At 67.2% G+C, this 14,503-nt stretch carries 18 protein-coding genes; 9 read left to right on the forward strand and 9 right to left on the reverse strand.

Annotation, left to right across the window (positions count from 1 at the left end):
* Positions 1-94: 94 nt before the first annotated feature.
* The 3 genes from A6A40_RS26010 to A6A40_RS26020 form a co-directional block, all read right to left on the reverse strand.
* A complete protein-coding gene (locus A6A40_RS26010; protein WP_108548739.1) occupies positions 95-520 on the reverse strand; it encodes a DUF350 domain-containing protein in 426 nt (141 codons plus the stop codon).
* A gap of 25 nt (positions 521-545) precedes the next feature.
* Complete coding sequence (locus A6A40_RS26015; protein WP_108548743.1) at positions 546-2,360, reverse strand: DUF2491 family protein; 1,815 nt, start codon at positions 2,358-2,360, stop codon at positions 546-548.
* Between the two features lie 129 nt (positions 2,361-2,489).
* Positions 2,490-3,272 carry a lysophospholipid acyltransferase family protein gene (locus tag A6A40_RS26020; protein ID WP_108548744.1) on the reverse strand — a complete coding sequence of 261 codons (783 nt, stop codon included), beginning with the start codon at positions 3,270-3,272 and terminating at the stop codon, positions 2,490-2,492.
* Positions 3,273-3,419: 147 nt separating this feature from the next.
* On the opposite strand from A6A40_RS26020, the gene ftsE reads away from it, so the two are divergent.
* The 4 genes from ftsE (at position 3,420) to hemP (ending at position 6,004) form a co-directional block, all read left to right on the forward strand.
* Positions 3,420-4,145, forward strand: coding sequence for a cell division ATP-binding protein FtsE (gene ftsE / locus A6A40_RS26025; protein ID WP_108548745.1), 726 nt, complete (start codon positions 3,420-3,422; stop codon positions 4,143-4,145).
* A gap of 4 nt (positions 4,146-4,149) precedes the next feature.
* Positions 4,150-5,043, forward strand: a complete 894-nt coding sequence (locus A6A40_RS26030) for a cell division protein FtsX (protein WP_108548746.1) — start codon at positions 4,150-4,152, stop codon at positions 5,041-5,043.
* Positions 5,044-5,056: 13 nt separating this feature from the next.
* Positions 5,057-5,695: a YdcF family protein gene (locus A6A40_RS26035; RefSeq protein WP_108548747.1), complete on the forward strand. Its 639-nt coding sequence runs from the start codon at positions 5,057-5,059 to the stop codon at positions 5,693-5,695.
* A gap of 141 nt (positions 5,696-5,836) precedes the next feature.
* A complete protein-coding gene (hemP, locus tag A6A40_RS26040; RefSeq protein ID WP_014189385.1) occupies positions 5,837-6,004 on the forward strand; it encodes a hemin uptake protein HemP in 168 nt (55 codons plus the stop codon).
* A gap of 91 nt (positions 6,005-6,095) precedes the next feature.
* Here the strand turns inward: hemP and A6A40_RS26045 are convergent, their stop codons facing one another.
* Positions 6,096-6,296, reverse strand: coding sequence for a heavy-metal-associated domain-containing protein (locus tag A6A40_RS26045; protein WP_108548748.1), 201 nt, complete (start codon positions 6,294-6,296; stop codon positions 6,096-6,098).
* 356 nt (positions 6,297-6,652) lie between these two features.
* On the opposite strand from A6A40_RS26045, the gene A6A40_RS26050 reads away from it, so the two are divergent.
* The 5 genes from A6A40_RS26050 (at position 6,653) to A6A40_RS26070 (ending at position 10,669) form a co-directional block, all read left to right on the forward strand.
* Positions 6,653-7,087, forward strand: a complete 435-nt coding sequence (locus tag A6A40_RS26050; protein ID WP_108548749.1) for an SRPBCC family protein — start codon at positions 6,653-6,655, stop codon at positions 7,085-7,087.
* Positions 7,088-7,150: 63 nt separating this feature from the next.
* Positions 7,151-8,542, forward strand: coding sequence for a GntP family permease (locus A6A40_RS26055; RefSeq protein WP_108548750.1), 1,392 nt, complete (start codon positions 7,151-7,153; stop codon positions 8,540-8,542).
* A gap of 2 nt (positions 8,543-8,544) precedes the next feature.
* Positions 8,545-9,204 carry a CoA transferase subunit A gene (locus A6A40_RS26060; protein ID WP_108548751.1) on the forward strand — a complete coding sequence of 220 codons (660 nt, stop codon included), beginning with the start codon at positions 8,545-8,547 and terminating at the stop codon, positions 9,202-9,204.
* A 17-nt stretch (positions 9,205-9,221) separates the two neighbouring features.
* Positions 9,222-9,869, forward strand: a complete 648-nt coding sequence (locus tag A6A40_RS26065) for a 3-oxoacid CoA-transferase subunit B (RefSeq protein ID WP_108548752.1) — start codon at positions 9,222-9,224, stop codon at positions 9,867-9,869.
* 11 nt (positions 9,870-9,880) lie between these two features.
* Complete coding sequence (locus A6A40_RS26070) at positions 9,881-10,669, forward strand: 3-hydroxybutyrate dehydrogenase (protein ID WP_108548753.1); 789 nt, start codon at positions 9,881-9,883, stop codon at positions 10,667-10,669.
* A 66-nt stretch (positions 10,670-10,735) separates the two neighbouring features.
* Here the strand turns inward: A6A40_RS26070 and A6A40_RS26075 are convergent, their stop codons facing one another.
* From A6A40_RS26075 to A6A40_RS26095, 5 genes are all read right to left on the reverse strand, one after another.
* Entirely contained in the window at positions 10,736-11,116 is a 381-nt protein-coding gene (locus A6A40_RS26075) for a ribbon-helix-helix domain-containing protein (RefSeq protein ID WP_236784041.1), read from the reverse strand.
* Positions 11,117-11,224: 108 nt separating this feature from the next.
* Complete coding sequence (locus tag A6A40_RS26080; RefSeq protein ID WP_108548755.1) at positions 11,225-11,935, reverse strand: Crp/Fnr family transcriptional regulator; 711 nt, start codon at positions 11,933-11,935, stop codon at positions 11,225-11,227.
* A gap of 77 nt (positions 11,936-12,012) precedes the next feature.
* A complete protein-coding gene (locus A6A40_RS26085; RefSeq protein WP_108548756.1) occupies positions 12,013-12,765 on the reverse strand; it encodes a TfuA-like protein in 753 nt (250 codons plus the stop codon).
* Positions 12,762-14,033: a YcaO-like family protein gene (locus A6A40_RS26090; protein WP_108548757.1), complete on the reverse strand. Its 1,272-nt coding sequence runs from the start codon at positions 14,031-14,033 to the stop codon at positions 12,762-12,764. Before A6A40_RS26090 ends, A6A40_RS26085 begins: the two co-directional genes overlap by 4 nt.
* 121 nt (positions 14,034-14,154) lie before the next feature.
* Entirely contained in the window at positions 14,155-14,352 is a 198-nt protein-coding gene (locus tag A6A40_RS26095) for a hypothetical protein (RefSeq protein WP_108548758.1), read from the reverse strand.
* Between the last annotated feature and the right edge of the window lie 151 nt (positions 14,353-14,503).

Below are 14,503 nucleotides of genomic sequence, written 5' to 3' on the forward strand. Positions count from 1 at the left end.
TGTTGGAGGCGCCCCGCAAGGCGTCTCGCCTGCACAGATGGGGAGGGGACGATCCGGCGACCAGCCCCCTTATCCTTACCTCTTGGGGGCCGGCCTATCCGGCCATGGCGGCGGCGTTGATCAGCGCCACCCCCAGCTGGACTCCGACCAGGGTCGCCGCCGACGCGACGTTGCCGGATTCGATCTGGCCGCGCAGGTCGCGGATCAGCAGGGTCGCGACGGCGAAGGCGACCAGCTGAAGGATCACCGCCACCACGCCCCACAGAACGATGTCCAGCACGAAGCTGCTGGTCGCCAGCGTCGCCGCCAGCGGGATGGCGATCGCGACGATGGAGCCGGCCAGCGTCAGGCCGCCGGCGGCATTGCCTTCCGCCACCAGCCGGCGTTCGTCGAAGGGGGTGATGCGGGTGTAGACGGCGACGCCGGCCGCCAGCAGCGCCAGCGTGACGGCGAGCTGGACCAGCAGCACCGGAAGCCCGGTGCCGAGCGCGGTCAGGATGGAACCGAAGGTGCTTTCCATGGGGCCGGCACTCTTGTCGTGTGGGTTAGGACAGGGAGAGGGATGCGGGGTTCACGTCGATGCCGGCGGCGATCTCGACCGAGGCGCGGCCGGACCGCTCCACCGCTTCCACCAGGATGTACTCCATGGTGGGGGCAGGGGCCGCGGCACCGGTGGGGGCACCGTACAGCATGGACTGGCTGACCACCGTCTCGGTGCCGCGCACGGTCTGGCGCGCCTCGCTGAGGGTGAAGGGCTGGATGCGGCTGGCGCCCGGCTGCCAGACGCGGGCATAGAGCTTGCCGTCCTTGGTCTGGAACTCCGGCCAGCCGATCATCCCCTCGGCATCGTCCAGCCAGAAGCCCCACTCGCCCTCGTCCGACGGGGTGACGCTGTCGATGGGGGTGAAATAGCGGCATTCGTCCGGCTGCCCGTCGGGGCCGAGATGAAGCTGGAAGAACCCCCCGGCCTTTCCGGGGCCGCCCGGCAGATGCAGCCGGTAGACGGTGGCCGGGCCGGAGGTGACGGTGCCGACCGCCTCGATCGACACCAGCCGGTCGCTGCCGGTGTCCGGCGCCTTCACCTTGGTGGCGCTCTCCGCCAGCAGGAAGGGGGTGGGGTCGATGGTGACCGCCATGCCCAGCCGGAACAGCGACGGGCTGTAGGCCTTGCCGCCGAGCTTCTGGTTCACGTAGTTGCCGAGCGTTCCGAACAGGGGCACGTCCGATCCTCCCTTGGAGACTGGGCCGGTGGAGACTGGGCTTGGTTTCGTCGCCGGGGCATCCATCCGCCGCCGGGCCCGCCACAGCAGGAACAGCACCGCCGCGCCCAGCAGCAGCAGAACCCACAGCCACATGCTGTACCCGGAGGTGCGGGGATCGGCGCGGGCCAGATCCGCCGGCACGTCGGGCGGCAATTGGCCGGCTTGGCGCGGGCTGCCGGATTGCGCGGCCACCGACTGGTCGAGCTGGTCCAGCTTGCCGCGCAGGTCCGCATCGTCGCGGGCCAGCCGGTCGGCTTCCTTCCGCCATTCCCGATAACCGGGGTCGTCGGCGTTGTTGTGGAAGAAGGCGGCGTGGCCCGGCCGGGTCAGCGTGTCGAGCATGAACCACAGGAACAGCCCGTCCCAGACGCCGAAGCGCCGCGGTGCGGTATAGGCATAGGACGGCGGATTCCAGCCGTAGCGGCCATAGGGATTGGCAGGTGCGGGCTGTGTCGACGGGGCGCGGTAGGACGACCCGCCTCCCCCCCACCAGTTCCAGCCCGATCCACTGGAGCTGCTGGAATTGCCGGTGCGGCCCTGGGTGGCGGCGGCGGGCGGCGGCGCGGCGGTAGGCGTGCGGTCGGTCTCCTGGCGGGCGCGGTAGCGGTTCAGCACGTCGGCCGAGCCCTGCTGGCTGAAGGTCCGGTCGCCGGCGGAGGTCGGGGGGGCGGCGACGGAGGGGGCGCTGTTGCCCGGCCGGGCATAGCCGCCGCTGGAGCTGGAAGGGCCGCCGGAGAACCATCCGCCGCCGCTGCTTCCGGTCGAGGGCGTGCGCGGGGCGGACGGGCGGGAGTAGCCGCTGCTGCTGCCGCCGCTGACGGAGGGCGTGCGCGATGGCCGGGAATAGCCGCCCGAGGACGACGACCGGCCGCCACGACCGGCACGGGCCTGGGCCTCGTCCGGAGCCAGGGCGACGGAGACCGCCGCGGTTGCGGCGATGGCGAGCGGAGCGGGTGCCGCCGGCACGGTCAGGATGGCGCCGACGGGAGCCGCCATCGGCTGCACCGTCATCAGCAGGGCGACGGCGGCGGCGCGCCATCGCTGTTTCCAGAGGTCCGGCGGCCGGCTGGGACACCGGGTCTTCGCGGTCTGCGTCATCCATCCTCTCGCGCGTCATCCGGAGCCGGTTCAACCGGCCCTCCCGGCGATTCGTCGCGCGAGCGTAGGCAGATACGCGGCGGTGCTCAAGGGATTAACCGTCGTGGCCAGCCGGTTGCGGCCGAACCGTCACGAGACGGCGGTCGCCGCCTGCTTGTTCCGCTCCGGCTCGTCCTGTTGCGGACGGATGGTGGGCGGGCCGCCGGCTGCGGTGACGAGCCGGTCGCTGGCGGACTCCAGCCTTTCCTCCAGATCGCGCATCGCCTCGGCGCGCGGTCGGCCGGGAGGGATCGGCGGCAGGAACTCCACCACCACGGTGCCCGGACGCTTCAGGAAGCTGCGGCGCGGCCAATAGAGACCGGCGTTCAGCGCCATCGGCACGATGGGGATCTTCAGGCTGTCATAGAGCATGCCAACGCCGATCCGATAGGGCCGGTATGTGCCGGGAGCGACGCGGGTCCCCTGCGGGAAGATCACGATGGGCCGGCCTTCGTCGCGCACCGGGCGGGAGTTCCGGATCAGCGACTTGATCGCCGCCCCGCCGGCGCCGCGGTCGACCGGGATCATCTTCGCCTTGGCGGCGTACCAGCCCCAGATCGGGATCCACATCAGCTCCCGCTTCAGGATGATCGCCGGGTCCTTCACCAGAAGGTGGAGCTTCATCGTCTCCCAGGCCGACTGGTGCTTGGCCGCCAGCAGGAAGGGGCCGTCGGGCAGGTTCTCGCGCCCGCGCACCTCGTAGCGGATGCCGACGAGCGTGCGCTCCAGCCAGCCGACGGTGCTGAGATACCATTTCACGACCGCGACCATCTGCGGACGCGGCAGCAGCAGCATCCACAGCAGGGCGAAGCACATCAGCGCGGTCCAGAGATGGAACGCGATGTTGAAGGCGAGGGACCGGATCCAGATCATGGCCGGCAACTTGTCAGGTCTTCGCCGACTTCTCAAGTATTCCGCACTGTTGCGGCGATGGTCCCGCGGCGCGGGGCGGGGTGGACTCCGCTCCGCGCCGGGTGCATTGTCCCGGGCGTGGAGGGGTGTCGTGACTGTGGTGGGACCGTGATTCGTTTCGAGAATGTCGGCTTGCGGTACGGCACGGAGGCGGAGGTGCTGCGCGACATCAGCTTCACTCTGCTGCCGGGGTCCTTCCATTTCCTGACCGGCGCCAGCGGGGCGGGCAAATCGTCGCTGCTGAAGCTGATGTATCTGGCCCACCGGCCATCGCGCGGTCTGGTCACCCTGTTCGGCCGCGACATGGCGATGGCGACCCGCCGCGACCTGCCGGAACTGCGCCGCCAGATCGGCGTGGTGTTCCAGGACTTCGCGCTGCTCGACCATCTGTCGGCGCTGGACAATGTGGCGCTGCCGCTGCGCATGGCCGGCACGCCGGAGGCCGACGTCGTCGCCCACTGCACCGAGATCCTGCGCTGGGTGGGGCTGGGCAACCACCTGCATGCCAAGCCGTCCACCCTGTCGGGCGGGCAGAAGCAGCGGGTGGCCATCGCGCGCTCGGTCATCAACCGGCCGCGGCTTCTGCTGGCGGACGAGCCGACCGGCAACGTCGACGATGGCATCGGCATGCGCCTGCTCTATCTGTTCGAGGAGCTGTACAAGCTGGGGACCACCGTGGTGATCGCCACCCACAACGAGGCGCTGATCCGCCGCTTCGACCATCCGCGCCTGCATCTCGACAATGGCCGGCTGATGGTGCTGCCCGCGCACGGAAACCGGGTTCAAGATGGCCGTGCCGGCGACATGCGCCCGCAAGAGTCGCGGTGGGAGTAGCGGCATGGCGCTTCGACCTGTCCGTCCCCGCTCCGACCTGCCGCTGGCTGTCGATCCCTCCTCGCGCTTTCTCGGCTGGATCACCACGCTGATGGCGTTCCTGGCGGTACTGGCGCTGGCCGGCGCCATGCTGGTGTCGGATTTGGCGCAACGGTGGGACAGCGGTCTCGCCGGTGGGCTGACCGTGCAGGTGGCGCCGATGCCGGGCGCTCCGGTCGCGCCGCTGGACGAGCGGGTGGAGGCGGCGGTCACCGTCCTGCGCTCCTTCCCCGGCATCCGGTCGGCCAATGTGCTGGGCGGGGGCGAGATCGCCCGGCTGCTGGAACCCTGGCTGGGGACGGGGGCGTCGGACCCGCTGCTGCCGATGCCGCGGCTGATCGACGTCGCCGCCGATGGGGCGGTCGATGTCGCGGCCTTGCGGCTTCGCCTGGCGTCGGCGGCGCCGGGGACGACACTGGATGACCATGCGGTGTGGCTGGCCGACCTGCGCTCCTTCGCCGGGGCGTTGCGGCTGGCGGCGTTGGGCGTGGTCCTGCTGATCGGGGCGGCGGCGGTGATGACAGTGGTCTTCGCCGTGCGCACCGGCCTTGCCATCCACCGTCCGGTGGTGGAATTGCTGCACCTGATGGGCGCCACCGACCGCTATGTATCCCGCCAGTTCGAACGGCATGTGGTGTCTCTGTGCTTGCGCGGCGGCACCATCGGCCTGCTGCTGGCCGGCGGCACGCTGTTTGGGCTGTATCGGGCGTCCCAGGGGCTGCGGGCCAGCCTGCTGTCCGACCTGTCGCTGCAGCCCTGGCAGTGGGCGGTGCTGCTTCTGGTGCCGGGAATGCTGGCCCTGCTGGCGCTGGCGACCGCGCGCTGGACCGTCCTGCGCACCCTGGAGTCCATGCCGTGAGCCGGGGGGCGCCATGAGATCCGTGCACCGGCGGCGTAATGGGATGGTGGCGCGGGCGGTGGCCTTTCTGCTGGCCGGCTCGCTGGTGGCGGCCGTCCTCTGGCTGGGCGGGCTGGTCTGGTACGCTGCGGACGTACCGCGCTCCTCCCCCGCCGGGGCCGATGCCGAACGGAAGACCGACGCCATCGTCGTGCTGACGGGCGGCAGCAACCGGTTGGGAACCGGACTGGAGCTGCTGGCCGCCGGACGGGCGAAGAAGCTGTTTGTCTCCGGCGTCTATGACGGCGTGGAGGTGCAGGAACTGCTGAAGCTGTCGCGCCGCTCCCCGACCGAGATGGAATGCTGCATCACGCTTGGCTACTCGGCGGACAGCACCATCGGAAACGCCTACGAGACGGCGGACTGGATGCGCGACCAGGGGTTCCGGTCGCTGCGGCTGGTGACCGCCAACTACCACATGCGCCGCAGCCTGCTGGAATTGTCGATGGCAATGCCCGATTTGGAGCTGGTGCCCCATCCCGTCGTTGCCCCCACCGTCCATCTGGACGAGTGGTGGATGTGGCCCGGCACCGCGAACCTGCTGATCAACGAATACAACAAGCTGCTGGTGGTCGGCTTGCGCTGGATGGTGCATCGGGCAGTCAAGGGCTGACGGCCGGAACCGCGTTTGGAGCCGGGCGGAAAAGCGAATGAGAATGACTTGCAATTAGCTCCGGACGGGCGTAGTGTCCGGTTCAGGGTTCACGCCCGGACATCGCCGACCGCAACGTCCGTCCAGCAAGAAAGACACGCCATGCACGACATCGCCGTCTCCGCTCCCGCTTCCTTCATCGCCGCGTCCCTGCCGGTGGTCGAATCCGCCCGTCTGATGTCGGGCAGCCGCGAGATCGTGATCCAGCACGCCGGGCAGAGCTATCGCCTGCGCGTGACCCGCGCCAACAAGCTGATTCTCACCAAGTAAAAAGACCTTCAAAAGAACCTTCCGGGAATACGCCATCGGGAATGGGCGCCGGCCATGTGGCCCGGCGCCCATTCTTTTTGCGGATTGCGCCTCACGCCCGGCCCTGCACCTCATAGCCGGCATCCTCGATGACCTGGCGGATGGTCGATTCGTCGGCGTCGCCCTCGATGGTCACCTGGCCCTTCTTCAGATCGACCAAGGCGCGCTCGACCGATGGCAGCGCTTCCACCGCCTTGGTTACGGTCTGGGCGCATTGGCCGCACGACATTCCGGATACCTTCAACGTCAGCATGGGTCTCTTCTCCCTTGGCGGTGCGATGGCGCACGGAATCTGCACAGGCTGGGCCTTCCAGTGGTTGGAAGGTCAAGTGGCATTCCACAGGCCTGCTCAAGGGCATTCCGAGCCGATCGTTTCGCTCTGTTATGGTTGTCTGAAAATCGAGACAATATCTCTAAAAATAGATGGCACTCCTTCAAAAGTCTTGATTAAGAGACTTGTGACCGGTCGGAGAGTTTTGTGTGCAACGCACAAAATCAGCCTTATCAAAGATTTCTGCCGACATCACCGGGCCGTCAATCCTGGCACAAGCTTTGCTCTTATGGTTGCACCCCGCCCTCAGGGGACTGCCGCCATGAGAAAGCGCTCCGATGCCGCTCGTCACCGCAACCTCTCATCTGCCTGTTCCGGCACGCTGCGTGTGGCCGCTGGTCCGGTGGGACGGGGCGTTGGGTGATTGGTATCCCGGTGCGGTCTCGATGAGCGTGGAGGGGGTGGGGAAGGGCGCGTTGCGGCGTCTGCGGCTTTATGACGGGGCGCCGGTCGTCCACCGGCTGGAGCATGTCAGCCGCATCGACGATGCCTACACCTATGCGGTGGTCGAAGGACCGTATCCGGTCGCTGACCTTCTGGCACAGATCCGTCTGCGCGCGGATGGGAACCGGCAGGCCGCCCTGGATTGGACCGCCACCTTCCGCCCGCATTCTCCCCACCCGAACTGTGGCGCGGAGTTGGAAGCGGAGCGTTTCGTCCGCGACCTTTACGATGCCGGCATGGCCCGGCTTCGCACTCTGCTTCAGCCGTGAATCCCGAAAACACACCCGTGACGGTCACCGTCCGAAAATAATAACCGAGGGAGCATCGTCCAAATGAGCTTTCTGATCTGCGTAGGAGCGCTCGCGTTCCTGATGCTGGTCGCCTACCGGGGCTTCAGCGTCATCCTCTTCGCGCCCATCGCGGCGATGGGGGCCGTGCTGCTGACCGATCCGTCCGCCGTGCCGCCGATCTTCACCGGCCTGTTCATGGACAAGATGGTCGGCTTCGTGAAGCTGTACTTCCCGGTCTTCCTGCTGGGCGCGGTGTTCGGCAAGGTGATCGAGCTGTCCGGCTTCTCCAAGTCGATCGTCTCGGCCGTCATCAAGCTGGTCGGGCGCGAACGGGCGGTGACCTCCATCGTCCTGGTCTGCCTGCTGCTGACCTATGGCGGCGTGTCGCTGTTCGTCGTGGTCTTCGCCGTCTATCCCTTCGCGGCGGAGATGTTCCGGCAGAGCGACATCCCCAAACGCCTGATCCCCGGCGTGATTGCGCTTGGCGCCTTCACCGTCACCATGGACGCGCTGCCGGGCACGCCGCAAATCCAGAACATCATCCCGACCACCTTCTTCAAGACCGACGCCTATGCCGCCCCCTGGTTGGGGCTGATCGGCTCGGTCTTCATCCTGGCGCTGGGGCTGCTCTATCTGGAATGGCGCGTCCGTTCGGCCATCGCGCGCGGCGAGGGCTATGGCAGCGGCCATAGCAACGAGCCGGAACCGGTCGCCTCGGAAGTGCTGCCGAACCCGATCCTGGCCTTGTCGCCGCTGGTCGCCGTCGGCGTGCTGAACAAGCTTTTCACCATGGCGATTCCCGGCATCTACGGCACCACCAGCGAGGTGGCACTGACCCCCGGTGCCAAGCCGCTGGTGACGCAGGTCTCCTCCGTCGCCGGCATCTGGGCGGTGGAAGGTGCCTTGCTCTGCGGCATCCTGATGGTGCTGGCCTTCGCCTGGAAGCCGGTGTCGCAGCGTTTCGCCGACGGGACCAAGGCCGCCATCGGCGGGTCGCTGCTGGCCGCCATGAACACGGCGTCGGAATACGGCTTCGGCGCGGTCATCGCGGCGCTGCCGGGCTTTCTGATCATCCGCGACGCCCTCACTGCCATTCCCAACCCGCTGGTGAACGAGGCGGTGACCGTCACCGCGCTGGCCGGCATCACCGGCTCGGCATCGGGCGGCATGAGCATCGCGCTGGCGGCCATGGCCGACCAGTTCATCGCGGCTGCCAACGCCGCCGGTATCCCGATGGAGGTGCTGCACCGCGTCGCCTCCATGGCCAGCGGTGGCATGGATACCTTGCCGCACAATGGTGCCGTCATCACATTGCTGGGCGTCACCGGGCTGACGCACCGGCAGTCCTACGGCGACATCTTCGCCGTCACCTGCATCAAGACGCTGGCGGTCTTCTTCGTGATCGCCGTCTATTACCTGACCGGGATCGTCTGACCATGAAGAACAAACTCGTCTCCCTGGAAGAGGCCGTCGCGCGCATTCCCGACGGCGCTTCCCTCCTGATCGGCGGCTTCATGGCCGTCGGCGGCCCCAACCGGCTGGTGGACGAATTGATCCGCCAGGGCAAGCGCGACCTGACCATCATCGCCAACGACACTGCCCGGCCCAACAACGGCCTTGGCAAGCTCGTGGTGGAGAAGCTGGTGCGCCGCGTCGTCACCAGCCACATCGGTCTGAACCCCGAGACGCAGAAGCAGATGATCGCCGGCGATATCCAGGTGGAACTGGTGCCGCAGGGCACGCTGGCCGAGCGCATCCGCGCCGGCGGCGTCGGGCTGGGCGGTGTCCTGACCCCCACCGGCGTCGGCACCATTGTGGAGGACGGCAAGCGTACGGTCGAGATCGACGGAGTCACTTACCTGCTGGAGACACCGATCAAGGCCGACTTCGCGCTGGTCGCCGCCAAGCAGGCCGATCTGTACGGCAACCTGACCTACGCGCTGACCGCGCGCAACTTCAACCCGCTGATGGCGATGGCCGGCGCCACCGTGATCGCCGAGGCCGAGGACATCCTGCCTGTCGGCTGCATCCCGCCCGACGCGGTGATGACGCCGTCGGTTCTGGTCGACCACATCGTCACTGCAACGCCGCGCTGATCGGGGAGTATTGAGCCATGGATGAAAAGACCCTGATCGCCAAGCGCGTCGCGCTGGAACTGATGGACGGCGACCTCGTCAACCTCGGCATCGGCCTGCCGACCCTGGTCGCCCGCTACGTCCCCGCCGGGCGCCATGTGTTCTTCCAGTCGGAGAACGGCATCCTCGGCATGTCCGGCCCGATCACAGGAGCGGAGAACCACGACCTGACCGATGCCGGCGGTTCGCCCATCTCGGCTCTGCCGGGGGCGGCGTCCTTCGACAGCGCCTTCTCCTTCGGGCTGATCCGCGGCGGCCATCTGGACGTCACCGTGCTCGGCGGCCTGCAGGTGGACCGTGAAGGACGTCTCGCCAACTGGATGGTGCCGGGCAAGATGGTGCCGGGCATGGGCGGGGCGATGGATCTGGTCACCGGCGCCCGCCGGGTGATCGTCGCCATGCAGCACAGCGCCAAGGGCGAGGCGAAGATCGTCGAGCGATGCGCCCTGCCGCTGACCTCCGTCCGCCGGGTCGACCTGGTGGTGACTGACCTCGCCGTCATCGAGCCGACCGATGCCGGGCTCGTCTTGAAGGAAACCGCCCCCGGTGTCACGGTGGAGCAGGTGATCGCCAACACCGGGTGCGAGTTGATCGTCGCCCCGGACCTCCGTTCCATGCCGCTCTAAAGGTAAAAACAATGACCAATCTGAAGGGGAAGGCCGCGCTCGTCACTGGGTCCACCAGCGGGATCGGCCTTGGAATCGCACGGCAGCTCGCAGGTCAGGGCGCCGACCTGATGCTGAACGGCTTCGGCGACGCCGCCTACATCGCCGAGCTGTGCCAGTCGCTGTCGGCTGAGTTCGGCGTGCGCGTCGCCCACAACGGCGCCGACATGTCGAAGCCCGAGGAGATCGAGGCTATGGTCGCCGCCGCCGAGGCTGCCTATGGCCGGCTGGACGTGCTGGTCAACAATGCCGGCATCCAGCATGTGGCGCCGGTCGACGCCTTCCCGGTGGAGCGCTGGGATGCGGTGATCGCCATCAACCTCTCGGCCGTCTTCCACGGCACCCGTGCGGCATTGCCGGGCATGAAGGCCCGCGGCTGGGGCCGGGTCATCAACATCGCGTCGGTGCACGGGCTGGTGGCGTCGGTCAACAAGTCGGCCTATGTCGCCGCCAAGCACGGCGTGATCGGCCTGACCAAGGTGACGGCGCTGGAACTGGCGGAGACGGACATCACCTGCAACGCCATCTGCCCGGGCTGGGTGCTGACGCCGCTGGTGCAGAAGCAGATCGACGCGCTTGCCGCCTCGCGCAATCTGTCGGTTGAGGAGGCCGGACGCGAGCTGCTGAGCGAGAAGCAGCCGTCGAAATCCTTCGTCACCCCCGAACAGCTGGGTGAACTTGCGGTGTTCCTGTGCTCGGAGGCGGCCGGAAACATGCGTGGTGCCGCGCTGACCATGGATGGTGGCTGGACCGCCCAGTAAGGCGGCCCGTCCAATGCCTCGGGGGTGGGCCGGAGTGCCCGCCCCTCGACGGACACCCGCATATTTTCAGCTTTCTCTGGCGGCGGGAACCGTATCGAAGGGGGTGGCGATGAAAGGACGGCCCTGGCCATGGCCGGCGCGGGCGTGGCCACGCTCGGTCGCAGCCTGCCGGAAATAGCCGACCACGAACACCCGCAGTGCATTCGCGAGCGATACGCCGGCCTGGGGGGCGCGACGGCCCTGCTGTTCCATGCGGTCGCGGACATCCCCGCACAGCTCTTCCACTGTCAGGTCTTCCCGCTGGCATATCTCATTCAGCCCCTCCCAGTAGGAGGGCTCCAGACGGATAGAGACATCACGTCCGGACAATTTCAGCGTGCGAGAAGCCAGAGGGGAAACACCCATTGATTGATCGGTGTGAAACCTGTTGTTCCCATCGCTCGACATGCGCTTAAATCCTCGTCCTGCCCGTGCGATTGCCCCCCAACGCGCACCCACTATAACGCGACCACAACCGGGTTTGGGAACAAAACTTTCGGCAGGTAAGGATTCTCCCTAGGGACTCTGTTCGGGATCTCCAGCCATATCCCTGAGTAGAGCCAGATCGTTGATGACGATAAAACCTTTAGCATATGTCACTGCGCCAGACCTGCGCAGGGCGCCGAGACACTTGTTCACCATTTCGCGGGTGACGCCCAGCATGTTTGCGAGGGCTTCCTGCGATAGCGGCAAGGTCAGGCGTAAGCCGGTGGCGGTCGGTTGTCCGTAGCTGTCCGACAGCAGCAGCAACCTCCGGGCGAGCCGGCGCGGGACGTCGTGAAAGACGGCATCCTCGATGTTCTCCGATACCCAGCGCAGCCGGTCGCACAAGACCACCATCATGCGGGTGCAAAGGCGCGGATAGCGTTCCAGGAAGGGGATGAAATCGGAGCGGTCGATGCGGTAAAGCTCGACCGGGCGCAGGGCGACCGCTGCGGCGGTCCGTTCCCGGCCGTCGATCAGGCCGATCTCTCCCAGGACGTCGCCTGCTTCCAGGATGTTCAGCAGCATGGTCTTGCCATCCGCCGAGGACGTCCGGATGGCGATCTGGCCCTTCAGGACAGCGAACAGGCTGTCGCCGGGATCGCCCTTGTCAAAGATGATCTGGTCGGCATCGAAGCGGACTATACGGCCCAACCCCAGCATTTCCGCCATTTGCCCGGCGTCGAGCTCTCCAAGCAGACGGTTGCGCCTCAGCACCGCCGCCACATCTATGGGCGCGTTCATACATCCGTCCCGGCACTGTTTCACGCCTGGGCGGCGACGACCGCCACCCCGACGCGATCAGTCTACCGAAAACGCACCTACATCGCGAGGGGGGCAGCGTCGCGTATTGCACGTTCCCACAGGACGGTCCGCTCGAAATGGAAGCGGGCTTCCGGCGCTGCATCGTCGCCGCTGGAACGGCCGAGGCGTCGCGCCATGTGGTGCAGCATCGCCTTGGCATCGTCGCGCTTCTGATCGAAGCGGCCCTGCGGCAGCCAGCCTCGGAAAGCCGACAGTTCGTCCGCTGGCAGGCCGATGTCGCCACCCAGCCGCAGCATCCGGCCATAGCCGCGTTCACGGTAAGGCAACTCCTTGGCGATGGATTCCAGGCGCAAGGCCGTGCCTGTGGTCAGGACCCGGTCGGTCACCGCGTCGGACAGGGTGCGGCGGATGTTGACCATCGCCTCCGACAGGGCGGTGTAGCCGAGCTCGGCCGGGCCATGGATCACCGCGACCTCATCGTCGTCCTCCAGCCGACCGTCGCGGAAAGCCTCGAAAATGGCGCCGACACCGATCATGCCGAAGGGATACAACTCCGCCGCGCGCAGAGCTCCCATGCTGGAGGCGCCAAACACCGGAATGCCGGCATGGATGGCGTAAAGGATTTCCTTGTGCCAGACCGACGGCACGCTTTCGAAGAAGCCGTCGATGATGCCGATGGCCGCCGGCTTCTCCGCGCACAGACGCAACACGTCGCCCTGGGCGACCGGTGGCAGGTAGGTGGCGTCCAGCTCCCGTGCCGCATCCTCGCGCGGCAGGGTGGGGCCTAGGAAGACATAGACGCCGTTCATGCCGCCTTCTCCATGGCTCGGGCGCCGAGCGAGCGCAGGCCGCGTTCACCCAGCAGGTAATCGGGGGATTCGTCGGCACCCTCCAACCCCGGCACGACGACGCGCACGACCGGGATGCCGAATTCGGGTCTGGTCAGGTCGACCGCCACCGCCTCCCCGATGCCAACGGCGCGCAGCCGGTCGAGTTGGTGGGCGAGGTCGGCCTCGATGGTGGGGGCGGTGCTGGTCGGGCAGTCGTAGAAGGAGCGCCGACCGGCACCATCGACGATCAGCGCCTTCCAGCGGGCATGGTTGGCCGGGTCGAGGTGGCGTTCATATTCGGCGCGGGGCATGTCGTCGCGGGCGCCGGCGATGAAGGTCAAGCGGCTCTGCGCCGCTTCTGTCAGGGCGCGGGACAGGGCGATCTCGCGCGCCACATGGCAGCCCATGCCGGTGGCCGGGCGGATGGAGTGCTGGGGCAGATCCTCGCGCTCGACGATGCGGCAGAGGAAGGCGGGCAGGCCGACGTCGCTGGTGGTTTCCCACACGCCGACGGCGACTCCGGCGGCCTCGAACCGGTCGATCAGCGAGCGGCAGACCGGATCGTCGATGCTGTCCAGGTCGATGCGGGTCGCCGCCTGGGTGGCGGGGTCCTGCAGGCGCCACAGGGTGGTCGCGTCGCGCTCCACCAGTTCGGTGACGGCGTGGCTGATCGCCTCCACCTTGTGGTTGCCCGACGCCAGCCCGTTGGAACCGGCAAGGAAGGCGCCGTGGCCGGGGGCCATCGGCACGGTGAAATTCAGGTGGACCATCTCGAACGGAACCCATTTCGGGCCGCCGTTCAGCAGATCCTGGCCCTCGATCCACAGGATGGGGCTGTTAGGATTGAAGCAGCCGGTCGACAGCCTGGGCAGGCGGTCTACGTCCACCACCGGGTGGGTCCAGCGCAGCTCCTCGAAGCTGGCGAACTTGAGTGGCAGGGTTATGCGTTCGGCGTGATAGGTCTCGATCGACTCCATGACCCCCGACGCCTTGGCGGCGGCGAGTGTCACGCCCTTGCCTTGCGACACCGAGATGGAACGCGAGTTCGGCCGCGTCACCATCACCACCGGAATACCGACGGCATCCAGCCCGGTGACGTTGGCGATCCGGGTGATTCCCATGATCGGCAGGAACGGGGCAACCCGATCCAGAGTCTGTTCGGGTGCCATGACCCGGTGGGTGCCGATCGTGTGGGCCTTCACCGCATCCGAAACGGAGGCTTTGACATCGAGCAGATCGAAGGGCATCGCGGCTTGTCCGGGGCGGAGGAGAATCGAGAGGGTGTGTCCCGTTCCCGGGTCCGTGGCCGGTCAGCACCTGAAGAGGTGCTGGTGGCCACGGTCCGAAGAACCGGAACCGGGAACCCGATCAGGCGCCCGGGGTGATGCTGAACCGACCAGCCTCGTGATCCGTGGCATCGAAGGTGCTGCGATCGCCGGAACGGACGAGGTTGCGGGCAGTAGAAGCCTGCACCTCTGCGATCTCGCACACGCCCTGAGCGGACACGGCATACAGACGGCCATCAGCGCCGCGGATCATCGAGGACTGAGAAATGGAGAGCGACATCTGGATTGACTCCGTTCAACGTTGGTGCTGGAGCAAATTCTTTGGATTCGAACGGGTTTGGTCTGTGAAGTTTTTCACTTCGTGTTCTGAGGTGGCAGCGTAATTGGAAAGTCTAAGCAGCAGCGAATGGGATTGGGCGCTTCAAGCGCCA

This window comes from Azospirillum humicireducens (assembly GCF_001639105.2).
Taxonomy (GTDB): domain Bacteria; phylum Pseudomonadota; class Alphaproteobacteria; order Azospirillales; family Azospirillaceae; genus Azospirillum; species Azospirillum humicireducens.

Excerpts from the sequence above, each read along its gene's own strand:
- A6A40_RS26075 (WP_236784041.1), bottom strand. The coding sequence starts at position 11,116 with ATGTCGAGCGATGGGAACAACAGGTTTCACACCGATCAATCAATGGGT.
- A6A40_RS26030 (WP_108548746.1), top strand. The coding sequence starts at position 4,150 with ATGGCGCTTCGACCTGTCCGTCCCCGCTCCGACCTGCCGCTGGCTGTC.
- A6A40_RS26090 (WP_108548757.1), bottom strand. The coding sequence starts at position 14,033 with ATGCCCTTCGATCTGCTCGATGTCAAAGCCTCCGTTTCGGATGCGGTG.
- A6A40_RS26055 (WP_108548750.1), top strand. The coding sequence starts at position 7,151 with ATGAGCTTTCTGATCTGCGTAGGAGCGCTCGCGTTCCTGATGCTGGTC.
- A6A40_RS26085 (WP_108548756.1), bottom strand. The coding sequence starts at position 12,765 with ATGAACGGCGTCTATGTCTTCCTAGGCCCCACCCTGCCGCGCGAGGAT.
- A6A40_RS26080 (WP_108548755.1), bottom strand. The coding sequence starts at position 11,935 with ATGAACGCGCCCATAGATGTGGCGGCGGTGCTGAGGCGCAACCGTCTG.
- A6A40_RS26065 (WP_108548752.1), top strand. The coding sequence starts at position 9,222 with ATGGATGAAAAGACCCTGATCGCCAAGCGCGTCGCGCTGGAACTGATG.
- A6A40_RS26060 (WP_108548751.1), top strand. The coding sequence starts at position 8,545 with ATGAAGAACAAACTCGTCTCCCTGGAAGAGGCCGTCGCGCGCATTCCC.
- A6A40_RS26010 (WP_108548739.1), bottom strand. The coding sequence starts at position 520 with ATGGAAAGCACCTTCGGTTCCATCCTGACCGCGCTCGGCACCGGGCTT.
- A6A40_RS26070 (WP_108548753.1), top strand. The coding sequence starts at position 9,881 with ATGACCAATCTGAAGGGGAAGGCCGCGCTCGTCACTGGGTCCACCAGC.
- A6A40_RS26045 (WP_108548748.1), bottom strand. The coding sequence starts at position 6,296 with ATGCTGACGTTGAAGGTATCCGGAATGTCGTGCGGCCAATGCGCCCAG.
- A6A40_RS26050 (WP_108548749.1), top strand. The coding sequence starts at position 6,653 with ATGCCGCTCGTCACCGCAACCTCTCATCTGCCTGTTCCGGCACGCTGC.
- A6A40_RS26095 (WP_108548758.1), bottom strand. The coding sequence starts at position 14,352 with ATGTCGCTCTCCATTTCTCAGTCCTCGATGATCCGCGGCGCTGATGGC.
- A6A40_RS26015 (WP_108548743.1), bottom strand. The coding sequence starts at position 2,360 with ATGACGCAGACCGCGAAGACCCGGTGTCCCAGCCGGCCGCCGGACCTC.
- A6A40_RS26035 (WP_108548747.1), top strand. The coding sequence starts at position 5,057 with ATGAGATCCGTGCACCGGCGGCGTAATGGGATGGTGGCGCGGGCGGTG.
- A6A40_RS26020 (WP_108548744.1), bottom strand. The coding sequence starts at position 3,272 with ATGATCTGGATCCGGTCCCTCGCCTTCAACATCGCGTTCCATCTCTGG.
- hemP (WP_014189385.1), top strand. The coding sequence starts at position 5,837 with ATGCACGACATCGCCGTCTCCGCTCCCGCTTCCTTCATCGCCGCGTCC.